19 protein-coding genes are annotated in these 22362 nt (G+C 68.5%); 8 read left to right on the top strand and 11 right to left on the bottom strand.

The features are described 5' to 3' along the window. Nucleotides 1-58: 58 nt before the first annotated feature. From ACT6SE_RS18780 to ACT6SE_RS18755, 6 genes are all read right to left on the bottom strand, one after another. Nucleotides 59-2551, bottom strand: a complete 2493-nt coding sequence (locus ACT6SE_RS18780) for a DNA topoisomerase I (RefSeq protein WP_014648569.1) — start codon at nucleotides 2549-2551, stop codon at nucleotides 59-61. Between the two features lie 193 nt (nucleotides 2552-2744). Continuing rightward, nucleotides 2745-3674 (bottom strand): RDD family protein, encoded by a 930-nt coding sequence (locus ACT6SE_RS18775; RefSeq protein WP_014648568.1) that lies wholly within the window; start codon nucleotides 3672-3674, stop codon nucleotides 2745-2747. A 49-nt stretch (nucleotides 3675-3723) separates the two neighbouring features. Next, nucleotides 3724-4488: a pilin gene (locus tag ACT6SE_RS18770; protein ID WP_014648567.1), complete on the bottom strand. Its 765-nt coding sequence runs from the start codon at nucleotides 4486-4488 to the stop codon at nucleotides 3724-3726. 39 nt (nucleotides 4489-4527) lie between these two features. After that, on the bottom strand, nucleotides 4528-5001 hold the full coding sequence (locus ACT6SE_RS18765; RefSeq protein WP_005411195.1) for a DUF494 family protein: 474 nt from the start codon (nucleotides 4999-5001) through the stop codon (nucleotides 4528-4530). Nucleotides 5002-5044: 43 nt separating this feature from the next. Further along, a complete protein-coding gene (dprA, locus tag ACT6SE_RS18760) occupies nucleotides 5045-6172 on the bottom strand; it encodes a DNA-processing protein DprA (protein WP_046432743.1) in 1128 nt (375 codons plus the stop codon). A gap of 129 nt (nucleotides 6173-6301) precedes the next feature. After that, nucleotides 6302-7432 carry a LysM peptidoglycan-binding domain-containing protein gene (locus ACT6SE_RS18755; protein ID WP_032958270.1) on the bottom strand — a complete coding sequence of 377 codons (1131 nt, stop codon included), beginning with the start codon at nucleotides 7430-7432 and terminating at the stop codon, nucleotides 6302-6304. 126 nt (nucleotides 7433-7558) lie between these two features. Between ACT6SE_RS18755 and def the strand changes: the two genes are divergently transcribed. The 5 genes from def (at nucleotide 7559) to ACT6SE_RS18730 (ending at nucleotide 13595) form a co-directional block, all read left to right on the top strand. Continuing rightward, on the top strand, nucleotides 7559-8071 hold the full coding sequence (gene def / locus ACT6SE_RS18750; RefSeq protein ID WP_014648564.1) for a peptide deformylase: 513 nt from the start codon (nucleotides 7559-7561) through the stop codon (nucleotides 8069-8071). Nucleotides 8072-8191: 120 nt separating this feature from the next. Then, entirely contained in the window at nucleotides 8192-9115 is a 924-nt protein-coding gene (gene fmt, locus ACT6SE_RS18745; protein WP_046432740.1) for a methionyl-tRNA formyltransferase, read from the top strand. Nucleotides 9116-9118: 3 nt separating this feature from the next. Beyond that, the gene (gene rsmB / locus ACT6SE_RS18740; RefSeq protein WP_046432737.1) at nucleotides 9119-10450 is read left to right on the top strand and encodes a 16S rRNA (cytosine(967)-C(5))-methyltransferase RsmB; all 1332 of its coding nucleotides are present in this window, start codon (nucleotides 9119-9121) and stop codon (nucleotides 10448-10450) included. 23 nt (nucleotides 10451-10473) lie between these two features. Beyond that, entirely contained in the window at nucleotides 10474-12183 is a 1710-nt protein-coding gene (locus tag ACT6SE_RS18735) for an ArnT family glycosyltransferase (protein ID WP_046432734.1), read from the top strand. Nucleotides 12184-12335: 152 nt separating this feature from the next. After that, complete coding sequence (locus ACT6SE_RS18730; protein WP_046432731.1) at nucleotides 12336-13595, top strand: O-antigen ligase family protein; 1260 nt, start codon at nucleotides 12336-12338, stop codon at nucleotides 13593-13595. Nucleotides 13596-13625: 30 nt separating this feature from the next. Here the strand turns inward: ACT6SE_RS18730 and ACT6SE_RS18725 are convergent, their stop codons facing one another. Beyond that, nucleotides 13626-14432, bottom strand: a complete 807-nt coding sequence (locus ACT6SE_RS18725) for a glycosyltransferase family 2 protein (protein WP_046432729.1) — start codon at nucleotides 14430-14432, stop codon at nucleotides 13626-13628. Between ACT6SE_RS18725 and ACT6SE_RS18720 the strand changes: the two genes are divergently transcribed. Further along, complete coding sequence (locus ACT6SE_RS18720; protein WP_032958279.1) at nucleotides 14431-15489, top strand: CDP-glycerol glycerophosphotransferase family protein; 1059 nt, start codon at nucleotides 14431-14433, stop codon at nucleotides 15487-15489. The genes ACT6SE_RS18725 and ACT6SE_RS18720 overlap by 2 nt on opposite strands. 97 nt (nucleotides 15490-15586) lie before the next feature. Here the strand turns inward: ACT6SE_RS18720 and ACT6SE_RS18715 are convergent, their stop codons facing one another. The 4 genes from ACT6SE_RS18715 to ACT6SE_RS18700 form a co-directional block, all read right to left on the bottom strand. After that, the gene (locus tag ACT6SE_RS18715; protein ID WP_014648557.1) at nucleotides 15587-17125 is read right to left on the bottom strand and encodes a PH domain-containing protein; all 1539 of its coding nucleotides are present in this window, start codon (nucleotides 17123-17125) and stop codon (nucleotides 15587-15589) included. After that, the gene (locus ACT6SE_RS18710; RefSeq protein ID WP_014648556.1) at nucleotides 17122-17622 is read right to left on the bottom strand and encodes a PH domain-containing protein; all 501 of its coding nucleotides are present in this window, start codon (nucleotides 17620-17622) and stop codon (nucleotides 17122-17124) included. The genes ACT6SE_RS18715 and ACT6SE_RS18710 overlap by 4 nt, the downstream gene beginning before the upstream one ends. Before the next feature lie 74 nt (nucleotides 17623-17696). Further along, nucleotides 17697-18833 carry a GTP cyclohydrolase II RibA gene (gene ribA / locus ACT6SE_RS18705; protein ID WP_046432727.1) on the bottom strand — a complete coding sequence of 379 codons (1137 nt, stop codon included), beginning with the start codon at nucleotides 18831-18833 and terminating at the stop codon, nucleotides 17697-17699. A gap of 87 nt (nucleotides 18834-18920) precedes the next feature. Further along, on the bottom strand, nucleotides 18921-19841 hold the full coding sequence (locus ACT6SE_RS18700; RefSeq protein ID WP_014648554.1) for a lauroyl acyltransferase: 921 nt from the start codon (nucleotides 19839-19841) through the stop codon (nucleotides 18921-18923). Between the two features lie 61 nt (nucleotides 19842-19902). Here ACT6SE_RS18700 and dtd point away from each other — a divergent pair, with 61 nt between their 5' ends. Both dtd and rpoD read left to right on the top strand, forming a co-directional pair. After that, nucleotides 19903-20343, top strand: coding sequence for a D-aminoacyl-tRNA deacylase (gene dtd, locus ACT6SE_RS18695; RefSeq protein WP_014648553.1), 441 nt, complete (start codon nucleotides 19903-19905; stop codon nucleotides 20341-20343). Nucleotides 20344-20433: 90 nt separating this feature from the next. Further along, entirely contained in the window at nucleotides 20434-22287 is a 1854-nt protein-coding gene (gene rpoD / locus ACT6SE_RS18690) for an RNA polymerase sigma factor RpoD (protein ID WP_014648552.1), read from the top strand. The last annotated feature ends 75 nt before the right edge of the window (nucleotides 22288-22362 follow it).

Here is a 22362-nt window from a genome sequence, read left to right as displayed (position 1 = left end):
CTTCTGGATGTTGCCGGCCAGCGGCCGGCACTACCCCTTATCCACGCATGGCGTGAATCTACTTCGCGGCTTTCTTGACGGCCTTCTTCGCCGGTGCCTTCTTTGCAGCGGCCTTCTTTACCACGGCCTTCTTCGCCGCCTTCTTGGCAGGCGCCTTCTTGGCTGCGGCCTTCTTCGGCGCCGCTTCCTTCTTCACCGCCGCCTTCTTGGCCGGTGCCTTCTTCGCGGCAGCCTTCTTGGCGCCGAAGCCCTTGCGCACGGGCTTGCCGGTTTCTTCCATCAGCTGCTGCACTTCGGCCAGGGTCAGCGATGCCGGCTCGCGATCCTTGGGGATCTTGCCGTTCATCCTGCCGTCGCTGATGTACGGGCCGAAGCGGCCGTTCAGCACCTGGATGTCGCTGCCCTCGAACTCCTTGATGATCCGGTTGCGCGCGATCTCTTCCTTCTCTTCGATCAGGAACACGGCGCGGGCCAGGTCGATGGTGTACGGGTCGTCTTCCTTCTTCAGCGAGGCATAGGTGCTGCCGCGCTTGGCGAACGGGCCGAAGCGGCCGATGCCGACGCTGACCGGCTCGCCGTTGTCCTCGCCCAGCGCGCGTGGCATCAGGAACAGTTCCAGCGCGTCTTCCAGCGAAATGGTGTGCATCGACTGGCCGGGGCGCAGCGAGGCGAATTTCGGCTTCTCCTCGGCGTCCTCGGCGGTGCTGCCGATGGCGGCGTAAGGCCCGAAGCGGCCGAGGCGCACGCTGACCGGCTTGCCGGTCTTCGGGTCGGTGCCGAGCTCGCGCGCGCCACTGGCCTCGGCGCGGTCCACCGATTCCTTCTTGTCTTCCACCAGCTCCTTGAACGGCTCCCAGAAGCGGGCCATCAGCGGGATCCACTCTTCTTCGCCACGCGAGACGGCGTCGAGCTCGTCTTCGAGCTTGGCGGTGAAGTCGTAGTCCACGTACTGGGTGAAGTGGCTGGACAGGAACTTGGACACCGCGCGGCCGACGTCGGACGGGCGGAAGCTGCGGCCTTCCATTTCCACGTACTTGCGGAACAGCAGGGTCTGGATGATCGAGGCGTAGGTCGACGGACGGCCGATGCCGTACTCTTCCAGCGCCTTCACCAGCGCCGCTTCGGTGTAGCGCGGCGGCGGCTGGGTGAAATGCTGCTCGGCCTGGATGCGTTCCAGCGGCACGCGGTCGCCCGGCTTCATCGCCGGCAGCTTGCGGCCTTCGTCCTCGTCTTCGGCGCTCTTGTTGTCCTTGCCTTCCTCGTACACGGCCAGGAAGCCGGGCACCACCACGGTGGTACCGCTGGCACGGAACACGTGCTCGCTGCCAGCCGACAGGTCGACGCTGACCGTATTGAGCGTGGCCGGAATCATCTGGCAGGCGACGGCGCGCTTCCAGATCAGTTCGTACAGGCGGCGCTCGTCGTCGGTCAGGAAGCGGGCGACCTGCGACGGAGTGCGCAGGGCCGAGGTCGGGCGCACCGCCTCGTGCGCTTCCTGGGCGTTCTTGGACTTGGTCTGGTAGGTGTTCGGCTGGTCGGGCAGCGAGGCGATGCCGTAATCACGGGCGATCACGTCGCGGATTTCGGCCAGCGCGTCCTGCGACAGGTTCACCGAGTCGGTACGCATGTACGAGATGAGGCCGACGGTGCCTTCGTCACCGATCGCCACGCCTTCATACAGCTTCTGCGCCACCTGCATGGTCTTGCGGGTGGTGAAACCGAGCTTGCGCGAGGCTTCCTGCTGCAGGGTGGAGGTGGTGAACGGCGGCGCCGGGCGGCGCTTGCGCTCCTTGCTGGCCACGTCGGTGACATGCAGCGAGCCCTGCGCGGCCTGCTGGATGCGCAGGCGGGCGGCTTCGGCGGTGTCGCCGTCGGTGATGGTGAACTGCTCGAATTTCTGCCCGTCCAGCTTGACCAGCTTGGCGTTGAAGTGCTGCGACGGGTGTGCGCACTCGGCGGCGATCGACCAGTACTCGCGGGCGATGAAGGCTTCGATCTCTTCCTCGCGCTCGACGATCATGCGCAGCGCCGGGCTCTGCACGCGGCCGGCGGACAGGCCGCGCTGGACCTTGCGCCACAGCACCGGCGACAGGTTGAAGCCGACCAGGTAGTCCAGCGCGCGGCGCGCCTGCTGGGCATCGACCAGGTCGCTGGCGATCGCGCGCGGCTGGCTGATCGCTTCCTTGATGGCGCGCGGGGTGATCTCGGTGAACACCACGCGCTGCATCGGCTTGTCCTTGACCAGCCCGCGTTCCTTCAGGATCTCGGCGATATGCCAGCTGATCGCTTCACCTTCGCGATCCGGGTCGGTCGCCAGCAGGATGTCGTCGGCGCCCTTGGCGGCCTTGGCGATCGCGTCGACATGTTTTTCGTTCTTGTCGATCACGTCGTAGTGCATGGCGAACCCGTTGTCCGGGTCGACCGCGCCTTCCTTCGGAATCAGGTCACGCACATGCCCATACGAGGCCAGGACGGTGTAGTCCTTGCCGAGGTATTTGTTGATCGTCTTGGCCTTGGCCGGCGATTCGACGATGAGCAGGTGCTTGGGCATGGCAGCAGTGTCTGTGGGGCGAGCCGCAGGGGAGGGGCCGCTAGGGTGGAGCAAACGGCCGCATTAGTGAAGCGGCCACGGACAAATCAATACGCTGAACGCCCGGTAGTGTGCCGGGCGTTCAGGTTTCACCTTATTAGAGGAATCACGCCCGGCCAGCCCCTGTCAAGCAGCCAGACGTGAGGATGGCCGTTCATGAGGCCATCTTGGCGATGAAGCCGACCGCGGCCACCAGCAGCACCAGGCCCGCCAGCACCAGCAGGCCGGTGAGCACCAGGATCACGATGGTGACCGTGCCCAGCTCATGGCGCTGCAGGTGCGGCTGGTCGGTATAGGCCCAGCGGTCGACCACCAGGGTGTCGCAGATCATGTCGTGCAGGCCCTGCTTGCGCTCGGTGAAGGCGGCCATCAGGAAGCCGATGCCGAGGGTGAAGCTGCTCAGCAGCATGGCCCAGTAGCGGCCGAAGGCGCGGCCCTTGGTCAGGCGATCGCCGTTGCTGCGCACGACCTTGATGCCGACCGCCATCTTGCCCAGCGTGGCGCCACCCTGCGAGGAATGGAACCAGGTGTAGTAGGCAACGCCGATGGCCATGTTGATCAGCGCGCTGGCCACCTGCGCGACGATTTCGATGGAGGTCTCGCCGCTGCCCACCGCGCCCATGCTGGCGCCAAGCACCACGCCGATGATGGCGCCGATGATGCCGCCCGGAATGGCCAGCACGAAATAGTCGATCATGTACGCCGCTACGCGCTTCCAGAAGCCTGCGTAGACCACCTCGCCGCCGATCACCGGCTGCGGGCCACCGGCACCGGAAGCGGCCGGGGCGCTGTAGGGCGAGCTGCTGAGCGCACCCGTGCCAGGCAGCGGTGCAGTGCCGTTGTCGATGGCGGCGTAGTCGCCGCGCAGGTCGAAGCCGCCGCTGGCGGTGGCCGTGCTGGCATCAGCCAGTGTCTGCAGGCCGAGCTCATCGACCACCTGGCGCAGTGCAGCCCACTGGGCCATGCCTTCGCGCCAGACCAGGGTGTCCAGGTTCAGTTCGCCCCGCTGGAAGCGCTGGCGGATTTCCTGGACCGGCAGCGGGCCCTGGCGTTGCTGTCCTTCGGCGTAGTACCACTCGGTCATTGCATGTTCCCTGTTGGATCGTCCTTGGAGGTGCTGCCGTGCGCGTGGCTCAGCCGCGGCACGACGGCGGCAGGTACTTGTCGTCGCTTTCACCGCTGCATTCCCAGCGGCCGCTGTCGCGATCATATTCCAGCCACAGCAGGTCGCCATCGAGGCTCTTGCCGGGCACGGCCAGCGTTGCTTCGATGCCGCAGTGGCCGTTGTTGAAGCGGCCGATGTTCACCGCCGACAGGCCGGCCTGGGTGAAATCACCCGGCGCCGGGAAGCCGGCATCGTTGGCACCGGGGCAGCGGCCTTCGTCGTCGGCGAAGTGCTGCACCTGCTGTTTCAGCGGCTGCAGGGCATTGACCGCGGTGGCAACCTTGGCACGCACGGTGTAGTCGTTGTAGGCAGGCAGGGCGATCGCCGCGAGGATGGCCATGACCGGCACCAGCACCAGCAGCAGGCCGCCGCCGATGATCGCGGTCAGGGCGCAGCCGGAGAGCTTCTTTTTCGGCGGCGGCAGCACCCCGGCCGGGGTCTGCGTGGCATAGGGCGTGGACGGTGGCAGCACCGGTGGTTGCGGCGGCGGCGGCGCAACCGGTTCCGGTTCGGGCTCCGGCTCGGGTTCCACGGCCGGCGCGGCGACGTCCAGCGCCGGCACGATCAGGCCCAGCTCATCGACCACGCTGCGCAACGGCTGCCATTGCGGCAGGCCGTCGCGCCAGACCAGGGTGTCCAGGGAGATCTGGTTGTTGCGGAACAACTCGACCAACTGTTCCGCCGGCAGCGGGCCTTGCTGCCGGTTGCCTTCTGCGTGGAACCACTCGCTCACGGGGACGCTCCTGAATGCGCTATGCCCCCAAGTGTACGGTCAGTGCAGGGGTTCTGGCTCGTCCATGAACATCTGCGTCTCCATCCAGGCGTAGGCCGCTTCGGAGCCGGGCTGGTTGAACAGCACCATCAGCACGACCCACTTCAGGTCGTCCAGGTCCAGTTCGTCCTGGTCCAGGGCCATCGCCCGGTCCAGCACCAGCTCGCGCTGGTCGGCGTCGAGGATGCCGTGCTGTTCCAGGTACAGCAGGAAGCCGCGGCATTCCACGTCCAGCTTGTCCAGCTCGGGGCCGTGGTAGACGCGCACGGGGCCATCGACCCGCGCTTGGGCCACGCTCGGCCGCTGCGCGGCCAGGGCATCGAGCCAGTCGAACGCCTTGTTGATCTCGGTGGGGCTGAAACCGGCCTGGATCAGGCCGTTCTGGAGCGAATCGCGGTCACGGATCAGGTCCGCATCTTCGCTGAAATAGTGTTCAAACAGGTACAGCAGTACATCCAGGATGCTCTCTTTCATTGCCCCTCGGCCTGCGTCGCGCGACGCTGTGGAGGTGAAGAAACTAGGGAGTTCGACAGTAGCGGCCGTGTACGCACACCACGATTCCCGCCAGTTCCATGGCCAGCAGCATGGAGGACACCTGTGACGCCGTCAATCCACAACGCGTGATCAGTGAATCCATACCGCTTGGGTTGTGGTCCAGCGCCCGCCACAAGCACTGGTAGTCAGGGTCGTCGGCCCAGCGCGCCGGCAGGAGCGCCGGCGGTGCCTGTTCAGTGGGGGTGGCCAACCGCGATTGCAAGCCCGGCAGCTGCTGGCGAAGGGCGGGGGCGAGCAGTTCCAGGACCTCCTCGGGGCGCTCGACCAGCGCCGCGCCCTCGCGGATCAGGCGATGGCAGCCGGTCGCGCGCGGGTTGAGCACCGACCCGGGCAGGGCACAGACCTCGCGGCCTGCCTCGGCGGCCAGGCGCGCGGTGATCAGCGCGCCCGAGCGCTGCGCGGCCTCGACCACCACGGTGGCCAGCGCCAGTCCGGCCACCAGCCGGTTGCGCGCAGGGAAGTGGCTGGGACGGGCAGCCGTGCCCGGCAGGTACTCGCTGAGCACCACGCCTTCGGCGGCGATCCGCGCCTGCAGCCGCGCGTGGCTGTCCGGATAGGCCCGGTCAGGGCCGGTGCCGATCACTGCCATGGTGCAGCCGCCGGCCTCCAGCGCAGCCTGGTGCGCGGCCGCATCGATGCCTGCGGCCAGGCCGCTGGTCACCGCCAGGCCGGCCTCGACGAAGCAGCCGGCAAAACGCGCGGCCAGTGCACGCCCGCCCGGGGTGGGCGAGCGGCTGCCGACCAGCGCCACCGAAGGGCGCCAGGCCAGGCAGGGATCACCGGCCACGAACAGCGCCAGCGGCGGGTTGGGTACCTCCAGCAGTGATGGCGGAAAGGCCGGATCGGTACACGTCAGCAGGTGATGGTTGTCCTGTTCCAGCCAGCGCCGGGCGGATGTCCAGGCCCGGGTATCGGGGCGTTCCAGGGCGGCGCACTGCTCCGGCGTGCAACCGTGCGCACGCCAGGTCGCAGTGCCTTGCGCGATGGCGGTTTCCGCATCGCCCGCGGCCTGCAGCAGGGCCCGTCGGGACGCCAGTGCGCCTCCCGCCATCAACAGGCGCAGCAGCGCCTCGTATGCATGTGTGGTCATCCCCCACTATCGGCCGCACACAACAAAGGCGCCCTAGGGCGCCTTCGCATGTGGCTGTCAGGTTTTGCCGGAGGTGCCTGCCGGCCCGCGGCCGGCACTCCAGTGGTGGCCGGGGCAGTCCGGCAACCGTTACTTCGCGTCCGGGTGCAGCGCGTTGTAACCCACCTGCACCGGCTTCACGCCCTGCATCACCAGCGCGTAGCTGACGTTGTCGAAGGTGCGGAACACCATCGCATGCGCGGCATATTCATCCGGCAGCGAGACCCGGCCTGCGCCGGTGCTGAGCGAGTCGTCCATGCGCGAGGAGGTCGGGTACTTCATGCGGTGCGCTACATGGCGGCCCGGGCGCCACAGCGAGAACACGGTGCCGTTGTCCACGCCCTGGGCACGGCCGGCCGAAATCGCGATCACGTCGCGTGGGCCACCGGCGGTGAACATGTCGGTGACCGCCAGCACGCGCACGTCCACGCCCTCGACACCCGCAGCGGGTACGTGGGGCACGAACTGCAGGTCGTACGGCCGGGCTTCGACCGGCACCAGGCGGTCGCCGGCGCGCACTTCGCGGCCGCCGACGTTCTTGTCCAGCACCAGCGTGGAGGCCTCGACCTTGCCGCCGGCGATCTGGGTGATGGTGCCGGTGGCGACCTGGGCCAGTTCATAGCCGAGCACGCCACGACGTGCGTTGGGTGCGTTGTAGGCCTTCCACAGGTTGCCGCTGCCCGGGGTGACGTCGCCATTGGCGGTCAGGTCCTCGGTCGGCTTGGGCTGGGCGTAACGCACGGTCGGGCGTACCACGGCCCAGCGCTGGCCCACCTGGGCATCCGCCAGGCGCACGTAGACGGTGTCGCCACCGGACACGCGCAGGCGGCTGTCCTCCAGGCCGACGACGTAGGGCAGCTGCTTGACGCTGTCGACAACGCTCAGCTGCTTCAGGAACGGCTCTACCTGGGCCAGCGGAATGGCGTCGATCGGGGCCTCCTGGCGCGGACCGGCCTGGGACACGGTCACCCGGTCCAGGTAGGCCAGGCTCAGCACGTCACCTGGATAGATCAGGTGCGGGTTGGCGATCTGCGGATTGGCTTGCCAGATCTCCGGCCACAGCCAAGGCTTCTGCAGGAAACGTGCGGCGATATCCCACAACGTATCCCCTTTTCGGACCACATAGGTGTCCGGGTGCCCGCCATTCACTTCCACGGCGGTAGCATAGGCAGCCACGGTCAGCATCGCCGCGGCGACGACCGTACGAAAACGAAGCAACATAGGTGTGAAGCCCTGATTCCCCAACAGGTCCACGCACTATAGTCCAGAAACCGGGGCGCAAGGCAAGCGTTGGAGCTAGAATCTGCGACGTATGCCGGCGTGCCGGCCCCCTACCCGGAAACAGCCATGGCCCTTCTCCCCATTCTCGAGTTCCCCGATCCGCGCCTGCGTACCAAGGCTGCGTTGATCGACGCCGCCGAAGTCACCACGCCGGCCTTCCAGGAACTGATCGACAACATGTTCCTGACCATGTACGACGCCCCGGGCATCGGCCTGGCCGCCACCCAGGTGGACGTGCACAAGCGCTTCATGGTCATCGATGTCAGCGAAGAGAAGAATGAACCGCATGTGTTCATCAACCCGGAAATCGTCGCCAAGGACGGGGGCCGGGTGTACCAGGAGGGCTGCCTGTCGGTCCCGGGCATCTTCGCCGACGTGACCCGCGCTGACACCATCACCGTGAAGTACCTGGACCGCAACGGCCAGGAGCAGCAGCTGGAGGCCGGTGAAGTGCTGGCCACCTGCATCCAGCACGAGATGGACCACCTGGACGGCAAGCTGTTCATCGACTATCTGTCGCCGCTCAAGCGCGAGATGGTTCGCAAGAAGCTGGCCAAGCAGCGCAAGCACGTGGCGTGATCGCCAATCCGGGCCGCCCTCCGGGTGGCCCGTGCCTGCGCGACGCGCGCGGGCTGTACGGCGCCGGCCGACGGCGCCGTTTTCTTTCCTGCACGAATCCATCCTGCAAGTGGGGTAGCCATGAGGATTGTCTTTGCCGGTACGCCGGAATTCGCGGTGTCGTCGCTGCGCGCCGCGGCGCGCCACCACGAGGTCGTGGCCGTCTATACCCAGCCTGATCGCCCGGCCGGGCGCGGCCGTGGCCTGGCACCGTCGCCGGTCAAGCTCGAAGCCGTGGCCCGTGGCATTCCGGTCTACCAGCCCGAATCGCTGAAGGATGAAGCTGCCCAGCGGCAGCTGCGCGACCTGCAGCCGGACCTGATGGTGGTGGTCGCCTACGGCCTGATCCTGCCCAGGGCGGTACTGGCGATCCCGACCCACGGCTGCTGGAACGTGCATGCCTCGCTGCTGCCACGCTGGCGCGGTGCCGCGCCGATCCAGCGCGCGATCCAGGCCGGTGACGCAAAGACCGGCGTGTGCCTGATGCAGATGGAAGCCGGCCTGGATACCGGCCCGGTGCTGCTGCACCAGGAGCTGCCGATCGCGGCCACCGATACCGGCGGCCAGTTGCATGACAAGCTGGCCGAACTGGGCGCACAGGTGCTGTCCGACGGCCTGGGCCTGCTGCGTGCCGGCATCAAGCCGATCGCGCGGCCGCAGCCCGAGCAGGGCGTGACCTACGCGCACAAGCTGGACAAGGCCGAAGCCCGCCTGGACTGGGCGCAGGACGCCGCTGCCCTGGCGCGCACCGTGCGCGCCTTCAATCCGTGGCCGATCGCCGAGGCCACGCTGGCCGGCGAGCGCGTGCGCATCCACGGCGCGGTCGCTCTTGACCTGGCCCACGGCCAGGCGCCGGGGGCGGTGCTGGCGGCCAGCCGCGATGGTATCGACATCGCCTGCGGCCAGGGCGCGCTGCGCCTGCGCACGCTGCAGCGCGAAGGCGGCAAGGCGATCACCGCCGCCGACTACCTCAATGCCCGCCGCGACCTGCACATGGGGGCATAAGCGGTGTCGAAGCAGAATGATTTCTCCGTCGCCAAGGCGGCGCCGGGCGCGGCCACCCGCATGCTGGCCGCACGCGTACTGGCGCAGGTGTTCACCCGTGGCCGCTCGCTGAAGGCGGAACTGGCCTGGGCACTGCCCAAGCTGGCCGACAGTCGTGATCGGGCCTTGCTGGAAGCGCTGTGCTTTGCAGTCCTGCGCCGCCGCAGTACCTACGACGCTGCCTTGCAGTCGTGGATGCAGAAGCCGCTGTCGGCGCGTGATGCCGACCTGCGCACGTTGCTGATGGTGGGCTTCGCGCAGCTGGACGTGCTGGAACTGCCGGCGCATGCGGCCCTGTCGGCCACGGTCGACGCCGCCCGCGCGCTGGGCCGTGAGCGCCAGGCCGGGCTGGTCAACGCGATCCTGCGCCGCGCGCAGCGCGAGGGGTTCCCGGAGCAGCCTGCGCGTGACGCCTTTCCGGCGTGGCTGGCCGATGCCGTCGAGCGCGACTGGCCGTCCCAGGCCCAGGCGATCTTTGCTGCCAGCCTGCAGCCGGCGCCGCTGTGGCTGCGTGCCAACCGCCAGCAGGGGGGCCGTGACAAGGCGCTGGCCACGCTGGCCGAGGCCGGCATTGCTGCCGAAGCCAGCCCGCTCAGCGCCGACGCGCTGCGCCTGGTGGCGCCCATCGCGGTGAACCAGTTGCCGGGGTTCGCCGACGGTGCGCTGTCGGTGCAGGACCTGTCGGCGCAATGTGCGGCGGACGCGCTGGCACCGGCGTCCGGCGCCCGCGTTCTGGACGCCTGCGCGGCACCGGGTGGCAAGTCGGCGCACCTGCTGGAGCGTGACCCGAGCCTGCGCCTGCTGGCGCTGGATATCGATGCGCGTCGCCTGGCGCGTGCCCGCGATACCTACACCCGCACCGGTGTAGGTGAGGGCGCGCAGACCCGGGTGGCCGATGCCAGCGACCCCGGTGCGTGGTGGGATGGCACCCCGTTCGACGCCATCCTGCTGGATGCGCCGTGTTCGGCCACCGGCGTGATCCGCCGCCAGCCGGACGTGATGTTCCACCGCCGCGCCGAGGATATCGATGCGCTGGTCGGCGTGCAGGCCCGCCTGCTGGAGGCCTGCTGGTCGATGCTGCGCCCGGGCGGCGTGCTGCTGTACGCCACCTGTTCGATCCTGCGCGCCGAGAACATCGATCAGGTGCGGGCCTTCCTGAAGTGGCATCCGGACGCGGTGGCACAGCCGCTGGATGACAGATTCGGCCTGGACTGCGAGGGGATCGCGCGCCAGCGACTGCCGGGTGACAGCGATGCTGACGGTTTCTTTTACGCGCGTCTGCTAAAAACGGCCTGACCCCCGCTGACGTTGCGAGTCCCATGCTGAAATCCCGCGCGTCGCGCGAGACGTGGTTGTTCGTGGTGATGGCCCTGCTGGTGCTGGGGGCCGGGCTGGGCCTTCGTGATCCGTGGCCGTCGGACGAGCCGCGCTTCGCGCTGGTGGCCAAGCAGATGTTCGACAGCGGCCACTGGCTGTTCCCGCACCGCGGGACCGAGCTGTACTCGGACAAGCCGCCGATGCTGATGTGGTGGCAGGCCACGCTGTACAGCCTGGTCGGGCAGTGGCGCGTGGCCTTCCTGCTGCCGTCGCTGCTGGCGGCACTGGGCACGCTGTGGTGCGTGGTCGACCTGGGCCGGCGGCTGTGGACGCGGCGGGTGGGGCTGTATGCCGGCTGGGCGCTGCTGTTCGCGCTGCAGTTCACCTTCCAGGCGAAGAAGGCGCAGATCGATCCCCTGCTGCTGCTGTTCATCACCCTGGCCAACTACGGCCTGCTGCGCCACCTGCTGCTGGGGCCGGCCTGGCGCTGGTGGTGGCTGGGCTGGTTCTTCGCCGGCATCGGCGTGATCACCAAGGGCGTGGGCATGCTGGCGCTGCTGATGATCGTGCCCGCGGCAATCGCCACGGCGCTGCAGTGGCCACGGGTGGGCCTGCACGCGCGCGACGCGCGCTTCTGGCTGGCGCCGCTGGCCTTCCTGCTGGCGGTGTCGTTGTGGCTGGCGCCGATGCTGCTGGCCGGCTTTGCCACCGGCTCGGACGAATATCGCGCCTACATGGACGATATCCTGTTCCAGCAGACGGCGCGGCGCTACACCCATTCCTGGGATCACCACCAGCCCGCCTGGTACTTCCTGGCGACGATGCCGCTGATGTGGATCCCGGCATTCCTGGCCCTGCCCTGGGCGATTCCGGCCTGGCGCCGCCGGCTGCAACGCCGCGACGCGCGCTATCTGCTGCCGCTGGCCTGGTGGCTGATGGTGGTGCTGTTCTTCTCGATTCCCGCCGGCAAGCGCGACGTCTACATCCTGCCGGCGCTGCCGATGTTCTGCCTGGTGCTGGCACCGCTGTTGCCGGGGTTGCTGAAGCGACGCGATGTGCAGGCCGTGGTGGGGCTGTTCACCGGCCTGCTGTCATTGGGCCTGGCCGTGGCTGGCGCGATGGCGGTGCTGGGTGACCCGGCCTTCGAGCTGCGCCTGACCCATAGCCGCGGGCTCGCCTCCGGGGCCGTCGACGCGCTGGCGTGGACGATCCTGGCGATGGGCCTGTGGGGCGGATTGAGCCTGCTGGCCTGTGGCCGTCGCCGGCAGCTTGCGCTGGTGTCGAGCCTGGCGGTGGTCTGGGTGCTGTACAGCCTGGTCGGCTACCCGCTGCTGAACGATTCCAGTTCGGCCCGTGGCCTGATGCGCGCGGTCGGTACCCGCCTGGGCCCCGATGCCGAGCTGGGGCTGGTGGCCTGGAAGGAACAGCACCTGCTGCTGGCCGACCGTCCCGCAGCGACCTTCGGTTTCGAGACTGACTGGGACGAGCAGCTGGTGGCGGCCACGCGCTGGCAGCGGCTGGCGCCCGGACGCCGTTGGCTGCTGGTCCACGAGTACGCGATGCTGTCGTGCGTCGACCGCAACCGCTCCGAACTGGCCGGCGTGGCCAACCGGCGGCGCTGGTGGCTGGTGCCGGCGGCGGCGGTGACGGTGCCGTGCGTGGTCACTGCCGAGGAGCGGGAACGTGAACGGCGTTTGCAGGAACATGACTAGCCAGCACGATTTCCGCTTGTCCAGTCTGCCCAAGCGGGTCCAAAGGCAGTAAAACAGCAGGCTGGGACGGCCCGCGTTGGCCTGTCCCATTCTTCCAGCAGATTGCAGCGATACTTCCCGACGTGCCAGCTTCACCGGACAACCTGAACCTCATGGCCGGCGACCCGCTGGGCGTTCCCGTCGGTGGCCGTCACGGGGTTGCACACGGGCTGGCCCAGCTGGGGCTGTTCTGCCTGCCGGCACTGGTGCTGACCGTGCCGATCAACCTGTTGCCGTATGGTCTCCTGCTGCTGCTCAGCACCCTGCTGGCGCCGGAGCTGCTGTGGCGCGCGCGGGGCATGGCCGGCCAGCCGGTGAAAGTGCTGGTCTGGCTGATGCTGGCGGTGCTGGCGCTCGGCGTACTGTCGGTGGTGCTGTTCGAACAGGGCCTGCGTGACGTCGACAACCGTTCGCGATTCGTGGTGATCCCATGGATCGCGCTGTGGATCTGCGCGCTGCGTCCCAGCCTGCGGTGGCTCTGGTACGGCTCGTTGACCGGCCTGCTCGCCACCTTCGTGATGTCGCTGTGGCAAGTGCTGGGCGGCGCCCCGCGCGCGGAGCTGTTCACCAACGCCATCGTGCTGGCCGACATCGTGATGGTGTTGATGGTGCTGCTGGTGTTCTGCCGCCCGTCGCGGCGCTGGTCGCTGGTGATCCTCGGCATGGCCGCCGGCTGCGGCACCATCGTGCTGACCGGCAGCCGCGGTGTGTTCGCCGCCTTGCTGGCGCTGCTGGTGGTGCTGGCGCTGAGCCTGCGCTGGCGTACCGGTGCGGCGCGCCTGTCGGTGCTGGCCGGGATGCTGGCGATCGGTGCGACGCTGCTGCTGTCGGTGCCGGAGCTGCGCCACCAGGTCCGCCTGAGCGAGCTGCACAGCGACGTGCAGCGGATGGAGCTGGGCGACAGTGATTCTTCCGCCGGTGCCCGCGTCGAGCGCCTGCAGGTAGCCTGGCAGACCTTCCTCGATCATCCGCTGGTGGGTGTTGGCATCGGTCATTTCGACAGCGCGATGCAGCGCGTGCCGGTCTGCCGGGAGAACCCGGAAGAGTTGCGCTGCCACCTGGGGCATGCCCACAACGACGTGGCCGAATGGGCGGCGACCCAGGGTGTACCGGGCCTGCTGCTGTTGCTGGCGGTGTATGGCATCCCGCTGTGGTTGTTCGTGCGCCTGCATCGCCGCAGCGGACGGGCGACCTTCCGCGGGCCGGCCGCTGCCGGCGTCATGCTGGTGATCACCTACGCGTTGTGCGGGCTGACCCAGTCGATGTTCGCGCACCAGATGACGGCCAGTTTCTACGTGACCCTGGTCGGGCTGCTGACCGGCCTGTCGATCGTCGAAGGCGCGCGCCACCGGGCGATCACCGGCGGCTCGTGATGCGTCGGCGCGCCGGGCGGGCCCCGGCGATCAGGGGTTCGGCGGGTCGGCCACGGGCTGGCCGTTGCCCAGCATCCACAGCATGATGGTCTTCTGTCGCACGTAGTTGGCGCGCACGTAGGCGTAGACCAGGCCGTGCCAGCCGTCGCGGAAGCCGCCACGGAACACGAAGCCGCGCCAGAACCGCCAGGCCGGCGCCAGTACCAGCTTGCCCAGCGTGGCCCGCTTGCCGCGTGCGAACTCGTGCTCGGCCATCATCCGCGCGTACTTCTCGGTCTTGGCCAGCTGCTGCTGCAGGGAGCGGTACGGGTAATGGATCAGGTCGCCGCGCAGGGTGCCGACGCTGCCGTCGACGCTGGCCGCCTCGTGGATCTCGCGCTTGCCGCGCCAGCCGCCGCGGCGGCGGTCGAACAGGCGCATCACCCGGTCCGGGTAGGCGTTGCCATGGCGCAGGAACCTGCCGAAGTACTCCGACAGGCGCGCGAAGCGATAGCCGGCATGGCCGGCGAAGCCACCGTCGCGGGCCCGTTCGATGGCTGCGCGCAGTTCCGGGCTGATCCGCTCATCGGCGTCCAGGCACAGCACCCAGTCGTGGCTTGCCTGCTCGACGCAGTAGGCCTTCTGGCTACGGAAGCCATCGAACGCGCGCTGCAGTACGCGGGCGCCTGCGGCCTCGGCGATGGCCAGGGTGGCATCGGTGGAGTACGAGTCCACGACGATGATCTCATCGCAGAAGGCCAGCGAGGCCAGGCAGTCGCCGATGCGGCCGGCCTCGTTGAACGCGATAATGCAGGCCGAGATGCGAGGCCGTTCGATGGGAGCGGTCGTGGAGGACATGATGGCCGGGTACCTGTTGTTTGCGACGGAGCGCTATGCGCTGCCTATTCTCGCCCCGTTGGCGCAGGCCTTGCACGCCTCCGGGCAGGAGGTGGCGGCCTGGTTCGAGGACGGCGCGGCCGCCAGCAGCCTGCCGGGCGTGCCCAACATCGGACTGAAACAGGCCCTGGCGATGCGGCCGCGTGCCGTGTTCAGCGCCGCCAACTGGGTGCCGACCTTCCTGTCCGGCGCCAAGGTACAGCTGTTCCATGGCTTCAACGTGGAGAAGCGCGACAGTGCGCGCGGCCACTTCCGGGTGCGCGGCATGTTCGACCTGTACTGCACGCAGGGGCCGGCCACCACCGCGCCGTTCCGTGAGATCGCCGCCCTGCAGGGCCACTTCGCCGTAGCCGAGACCGGCTGGCCGAAGCTCGACCCGCTGTTCCGCGACGACGGTGGCGAGAGCGCCGCGCTGCGCGCAGCGGCGGGCGGGCGCCCGGTGATCCTGTTCGGTTCGACCTTCACCGAGCGCCTGAGCGCAGCGCCCCACCTGCATGCGCAGATCGCCGCCGATATCGCTGGCGGTGAGCGCTACTGGCTGCTGACCCTGCACCCGAAGTGCCCACCGGAACTGTTCGAGCGCTACCGCGCGCTGGCCGGTGCCCATGCCCGCTTCATCGAACCGGAGCAGGTGATGGCCGCACAGCGCGCCGCCGATGTGCTGGTGTCGGACACCTCGTCGATCGTTTCGGAGTTCATCGTCCAGCACAAGCCGGTGGTGACCTTCCGCAACCGCGTGCCCAAGCCGCACATGATCGACTTCGACGACCCGGCGCAGCTGCCGGCGATGCTGCAGCGCGCGCTGCATCCCGACGCCGCGCTGCAGGCGGAGATCGTGCGCTACGCCGACGCCATCCATCCGTACCGCGATGGCCTGTCCAGCGAGCGGGTGATCGCCGCCACCGAGGATTTCCTGTCCGGTGAAATGGGCGTGCTGCGGCGCAAGCCCTTCGGCAGCTGGGTGCGCGACCTGCAGATCCGCAAGGACCTGGGGTACTGGGGCCCGTCGCAGCGCTGATGCCTCGCCGACCCCGCTCGCGGTAGTGCCGGCCGCTGGCCGGCAACCTCGGGAATGTCTGCGGTTGCCGGCCAGCGGCCGGCACTACCGGTGTTGCTTACCAGCGCAACTTGCGCCGCGCCAGCGCCGCGGCCAGCTGCTCCATCACGTGTTGCGCCTGTGCCTGCGGCAGGTAGCGCAGGGTCAACGCCACATCACCGTGCGCACCGGCCGTATCCAGCTGCAGGCTGCTGGTGCCGAGCAGCTTGTCCAGCGGTGAACGCTGCAGGCGCAGGCCCTGCACCTTGTCCAGCTCGGCCCAGCGCCACCAGCGCTTCCACCAGCCGCCGCGCACGGCCACGTAATGGGCATCCAGATACCAGCCCATGCGCGCCATCTGCCGATGTGCCACCAGCAGCGCCACCGGCAGCCAGGCCAGCACGATCAGGCCCCATGATCCCCAGCGCCAGTACGCGGCCGCTGCCAGCAACGGCACCAGCAGCAGCGCGCCCAGGCACAGCCGCCACCAGCCACGCTGCGGAATGGACTGCCATTGCGCTGGCGGCCACCGCAGTTGAGGCAACAGGTGCTGCACCAGCTGCTCGCAGCGCATTGCCGGTGCCAGCGGTGCCAGCTCGCGCAGGGCGCGGTCCTCGTCGCGCGAGGGCCCGCCGGCAGCGCTGTCGATGCGCAGCTGGCGCAGGCCGAACCAGCGATGCAGGGTGGTTTCGCGCAGCGTCCAGGCCTGGATGCGGCGACGCGCTACACTGCTGCGGGTGCGGCTGAGCAGGCCGGCCGAGACGGTCAGGCGGCGGTCCTGCTCGCTGAGGGTGAAGCCGTGATAGCGCAGCAGGGTCAGCACCACCGACAGCGCACGCAGCGCCAGCCAGCCCAGCAGCAAGGCTGCGGCAAGCAGCAGGAAGGCGCCGGCCACGCCGGGATGCAGGTGGCTTGCGTAGCCGAAGGCTTCCCGGCCGCCACGCTGGATGGCCGCGTCCATCACCGGCCGCGGCACGGTCTGGAACAGCACGCCGAAAGCGGCGATCGCCAATGCCCAGCCGCGGTTGGACAGCAGGCCCATGCGCACCACATCCCAGCTCGACAGGCGCAGCAGCACCTGTTCGGTGTCGGCGTCGGTGATCGAGGGGGCGGCCACGACGTCGGCGGCCTGCGGTGCCTGCCCACGCTGGCGCACCAGTCGTTCCAGCGCCAGCGCCTGGTCCAGCTTCAGCACGCGCATTTCGGCTTCCGGACGCACGCCGCCGGCCGATTCCAGGCGCAGCTCGGCCACGCCGAACAGGCGGTGCAGCGGGTTCTGCCGCACTTCCACGTTGTGGATGCGGGCGAACGGGATCTCGCGGCGGTTGCGCGCCAGCAGTCCGCTGCGCACGGTGATCGCGTCGCTGCCGATGCGGTAGCGGTAGCTGAGGTACTGCAGCACCGAGACCAGCACCAGCGCGGCAATCGCCGACAGCGGAATCAGCTGCGCCCACATCGGGTCGCGGTCACCGCGCTGGCCGAACACCAGCAGCGCCACCAGCGGCAGGAAGTAGTGGCGCAGCTGCATCAGCAGCACGAACAGCCACGACCACGGGTGCAGGCGATGGTCCTCGCCACCGGCAGGCAGCGATGCGGGCAGGGGCGGCGGCAGGCTCACAGGGCGTCGGCGTCCTGGTCGAGCTGATGGGACAGGGTGTCACGCAGGCGCTCGGCGTCGGCCTCGTCCAGGCCGCTCACGGTCACTGCGCTCATGCGGGTCCCGGCGGTGTGCACGATCAGCGTGGCCAGGCCGGCACGGCGTTCCAGCGGGCCGCGGCGCAGGTCCAGGTGCTGCACGCGCGAAATGGGGATGCGCGTTTCCAGCTGCCACATCAGGTCGCGGCGCAGGCCCAGCCCTTGGGTATCCAGCCGCCAGCGGGTGCGGGTCAAGCGCCGGTGGCCAAGCCACGCGCCGAAGACGATGCCGATCAGCAGCCCAAGGGCGGCCGTCCACAGGCCGCCGGGCAGCTCGAAGAACCACGCGGCCGCGGCCAGCGGCAGGCCCGGCACGAACAGTCCGCCGAAGGCGCCTTCCAGTGCGGCCAGGCGGGCGGCGCGCTGCGGCAGCGACTGCCAGGCATCGGCAGGCGGGGAGGTCAGGGGAACGTCGATCACGCGGGCTCCGTCAGGTGGCAGGGCGGGCGGTGGCGGCAGGGCCGCACCGCGCAGACGGTAGCAGGTCGACCGCGCTACTGGGCAGCCTGGATCAGCGCGTCCACATCCAGCATGTGGCCGGCACGATCGGCCTTGGTGCGCAGGTAGTGTTCGTTCTCGGCAGTGATCTCGCCGGTGACCGGAATGCAGCCCAGCACCTCGATGCCGGCGTTGCGCAGACGCTGTGCCTTGGTCGGGTTGTTGCTGAGCAGGGCCACGCGCGAAATGCCCAGGCCATGCAGCATCGCCACCGCACTGCCGTAGCGGCGCTCGTCGGCACCGAAGCCCAGCTGTGCATCGGCATCGATGGTGTCCAGGCCGTCGTGCTGGTAGCCGTAGGCGCGCATCTTGGCGGCGATGCCGGTGCCGCGGCCTTCCTGGTCCAGGTACAGCAGCACGCCGCCGCCCAGTTCCTTCAGCTTGCGCAGGCCGCGCCGCAGCTGGTCGCCGCAGTCGCACTTGAGTGAGCCGAACAGGTCACCGGTCAGGCACGAGGAGTGCACGCGTACCGGCACCACCGCCGACAGGTCCGGTTCGCCGACGATGATCGCGACCTGGTCGCGCTGGGCCACGCCGCCGCGGAACACCGCGAAGGTGGTCATGCCGACGTCGCGCAGCGGTACCGGCGAACGGGCGACCAGTTCGTAATCGTGGGCGGCGTGTGCCGCGCCTTCGGCCAGATCGCAAAGCGCCACTTCAGCAGCACCCTCGAAGGTGCGGTCAGCTGCGTCCAGGCGCACGGCCACCATGGCCGGCAGCAGCAGGCCCAGGCGGGCCAGCTCCACCGCGCCGGCATCGAAGGCGTCGCCGGCCGTCCAGTCGTCCGGCATCGGGCCGGGCTCGCGCAGGTAGCCCAGCGAGGGCAGGGCATCGAAGGCAACCCCCGCCAGCGGCAGGCGCGCGCCTGCCGGTGCCTCCACGCCGAGCACGCGGGCGCGGGTGGCGGTCAGGAACAGGTAATGGCGCTCGCGTGCGGCAGCGGCGAAGGCAGCGAAGCTGCTGGCAGTGGCGCTGTCCAGTGCAATCACCGCCAGGCGCTGGCCCTGCCCATCGTGGAGCAGTACCGGGCGACCGGCACGCAGTTCGGCCACCGCGCGTTCGCAGCGGATCGCGGCGGGGTCGCCGAACAGGGAAGAGGCAGCAGGCATGGCGGGACCGGGGGAGGCGGACATCGCAGTCTCTATGGGGGCGCCGGCGTCGTATTCAACGTGGTGCGGCCGCCGGTCGCAGGGGCCGGATGGGCCTGGGGGTGGGGGCCGTCAGTGCGGATGCTCTTCGGTCGCATACGGATCTTCCTCGCCGCTGCCCGGTGGCCGCAGCGTATAGCGCTTGTAGGTCCACTGGTACTGCGACGGGTCGCGGCGGGCGATGCGCTCGATGCCGGCATTGAGCGCGGTGGCGGCCACCTGCGGGTCCGGATCGGCCACGGCCGGGTCGGTCGGCTCGATGTGCAGGGCGAATTCCATGTCCGGCCCGATGCGCTCGCACCAGCCATACAGCACGGTGGCGCCGGTGCGCTCGGCCAGCCGGTTGACCAGGGTCATGGTCAGCGCCTGCACGCCGAAGAACGGCACGAACACGCCATCGCCGGCCTTGGGCTGCTGGTCGGGCAGGATGCCGGTGGCGCCGCCGTCCTTGAGCACCTTGAACAGCTGGCGCACGGCCGGGCCCTCGGCGCGTACCTGCTGCACGTTCTGGCCGCCGCGCACCAGCTGCAGGAAGGCGTCGCTGGCCTCGTCTTCCGGCGGCTTGTAGACGATGGCGATCTGCCCGCGCGAGGCCAGCCACTGGTTCAGCAGCTCCCAGTTGCCGAAGTGCGGTGCGGCCACGATCACGCCCTTGCCGCTGGCCAGGGCCGCGTCGTACAGGGCTTCGCCGTGGCGCTGCTTCAGGTGCAGCCGCAGGTTGTCGGCCGGCTGCCGGCTCCACAAACGCAGGGTCTCGATGGCCTGCAGCGCAGTGGAGCGCAGCAGTTCGCGGTGCAGGCGGTCGCGTGCAGGACCGTCCAGCTCCGGGTAGGCCAGTTCGAGGTTGCGCCGGGTAACGCGGCTCTCACGGGCATTGACACGAACCCACGTCCACGCCAGGGCGTGTGCGAACCCCCGCAGCAGCGGCCAGGGCAGGCGGGCGAACAGGGTGGTGGCGCGGTAGACCAGCCGGGCTTTGCGTTGCGGATTCATCGGCGCCAGTTTAGCCAAGGGCGCTGCTATCGTGGCCGGCCCCGTTCATTGGAAGCCCACGATGCTCGTCCTGATCCAGCGTGTCAGCCAGGCCGCCGTCCATGTCGACGAGGAGGTGGTGGGGCAGATCGGCCCCGGCTTGCTGGCCCTGGTCGGCATGGAACCGGGGGATAGCGAGGCCCAGCTGCGGCGGATGGCCGAACGCCTGCTGGGTTACCGGGTGTTCGCCGACGAGGCCGGGAAGATGAACCGGTCGCTGCGCGACACCGGTGGCGGCCTGCTGCTGGTCAGCCAGTTCACCCTGGCGGCCGATACCCGTTCGGGCATGCGGCCGAGTTTCACCAGCGCCGCACCGCCGGACGAGGCTGAACGCGGGTTCAATCGATTTGTCGACATCTGCCGTGAAAATCATGCGCCAGGGGTGGAAACGGGCCGGTTTGGTGCCCATATGGTCGTCAGCCTGGTCAACGACGGTCCCGTGACCTTCCTTCTCAGGCCCTAGGCCGCCGGGACCACCGCCCGGCAGGCAGGGCCCCGGGCTGGTATAATGCTACGTTCCCTATTTCTCCCTAGCCGGTGGCGCGAGCACTACATGGCCAACGAACGTCCTGCCCAATCCGAAATCAAGCAACTGATCAGCAAGGGCCTGGAACAGGGCTACCTGACCTACGCCGAAGTCAATGACCATCTGCCGGACGACATGGTCGACCCGGAACAGATCGAAGACATCATCGGCATGATCAACGGCATGGGCATCGATGTCCATGAAGTTGCGCCGGATGTGGAAACCCTGCTTCTCAACGACGGCAACACCGGTAACCGCGAAGTCGATGACACCGCGGCCGAAGAAGCTGCCGCCGCGCTGAGCGCGCTCGACACCGAAGGTGGCCGTACCACCGACCCGGTGCGCATGTACATGCGCGAAATGGGCACGGTCGAGCTGCTGACCCGCGAAGGCGAAATCGCCATCGCCAAGCGCATCGAGGAAGGCCTTTCGCAGGTCCAGGCCGCCCTGGGCCAGTTCCCGGTTTCGGTCGAATCGCTGCTGACCGACTACGAGGCCCACAAGGAAGGCAAGAAGCGCCTGGCCGAAGTGATCGTCGGCTTCAACGACCTGGCCGACGAAGAGCCGGCGCCGCCGGCGGTCGCTGCCGATGACAGCAGCGATGCCGACGCAGAAGGCGACGAGGACGAGGACGATGACGTCGAGGGTGGCGAGGAAGAAGCCGCACCGACCGGTCCGGATCCGGAGGAAGTCGCTGCGCGCATGCAGGCGCTGAGCGATGCTTTCAATGCCTTCAAGAAGGCGGCGACCAAGGGCGACAAGAAGAACCTGCCGCGCCTGCGCGAAGAGATGTCGGCGGTGTTCGTCACCCTGAAGCTGCCGCTGCCGCTGACCGACGTGCTGACCAAGCAGCTGCGCGACACCATGGCGTCGATCAAGGCCCATGAGCGACGCGTGCTGAACCTGGCCACCGTCACCGCGCGCATGCCGCGCAAGGACTTCATCCGCTCCTGGGAAGGCAACCAGACCAACCTGGAGTGGGTGGAAGACGCACTGAAGCGCAAGCAGAAGTGGTCGTCGGCCCTGCGCGAAGTGAAGGACCAGATCATCGCCGAACAGCAGGCGACGATCGACATCGAGAAGCTGACCCAGCTGGACCTGGAAGAGCTGAAGGAAATCAGCCGTGCCATGGCCTACGGTGAAGCCAAGGCGCGCAAGGCCAAGAAGGAAATGGTCGAGGCCAACCTGCGCCTGGTGATCTCGATCGCCAAGAAGTACACCAACCGTGGCCTGCAGTTCCTCGACCTGATCCAGGAAGGCAACATCGGCCTGATGAAGGCCGTGGACAAGTTCGAGTACCGCCGCGGTTACAAGTTCTCGACCTACGCCACCTGGTGGATCCGCCAGGCGATCACCCGCTCGATTGCCGACCAGGCGCGCACCATCCGTATTCCGGTGCACATGATCGAGACGATCAACAAGTTGAACCGCATTTCCCGCCAGATGCTCCAGCAGTACGGCCGCGAGGCTACGCCGGAGGAGCTGGCCAAGGAAATGGACATGCCGGAAGACAAGATCCGCAAGGTGATGAAGATCGCCAAGGAGCCGATCTCGATGGAAACCCCGATCGGCGACGACGAGGATTCCCATCTGGGCGACTTCATCGAGGACACCAACGTGGAGTCCCCGATCGAGAACACCACCAACATCAACCTGTCTGAAACCGTGCGCGACGTGCTGGCCGGCCTCACCCCGAGGGAAGCCAAGGTGCTGCGCATGCGCTTCGGCATCGACATGAACACCGACCACACGCTGGAAGAAGTCGGCAAGCAGTTCGACGTGACCCGCGAGCGCATCCGCCAGATCGAAGCGAAGGCGCTGCGCAAGCTGCGTCACCCGAGCCGCTCGGAGCAGCTGCGCAGCTTCCTGGATATCGATTGATTTCCAGCGGCTGGTGAAGCGTTGAGAGAAACCCCGCCTGGTGCGGGGTTTTTCTTTTTGGGGTGCCTGGACATG

Origin of the sequence: Stenotrophomonas sp. LC732 (genome assembly GCF_052446685.1) — a bacterium.
Classification (GTDB): domain Bacteria; phylum Pseudomonadota; class Gammaproteobacteria; order Xanthomonadales; family Xanthomonadaceae; genus Stenotrophomonas; species Stenotrophomonas muris.
The sequence above is the reverse complement of the archived record's forward strand: the minus strand, read 5'-3'. Positions and strand labels throughout refer to the sequence as shown.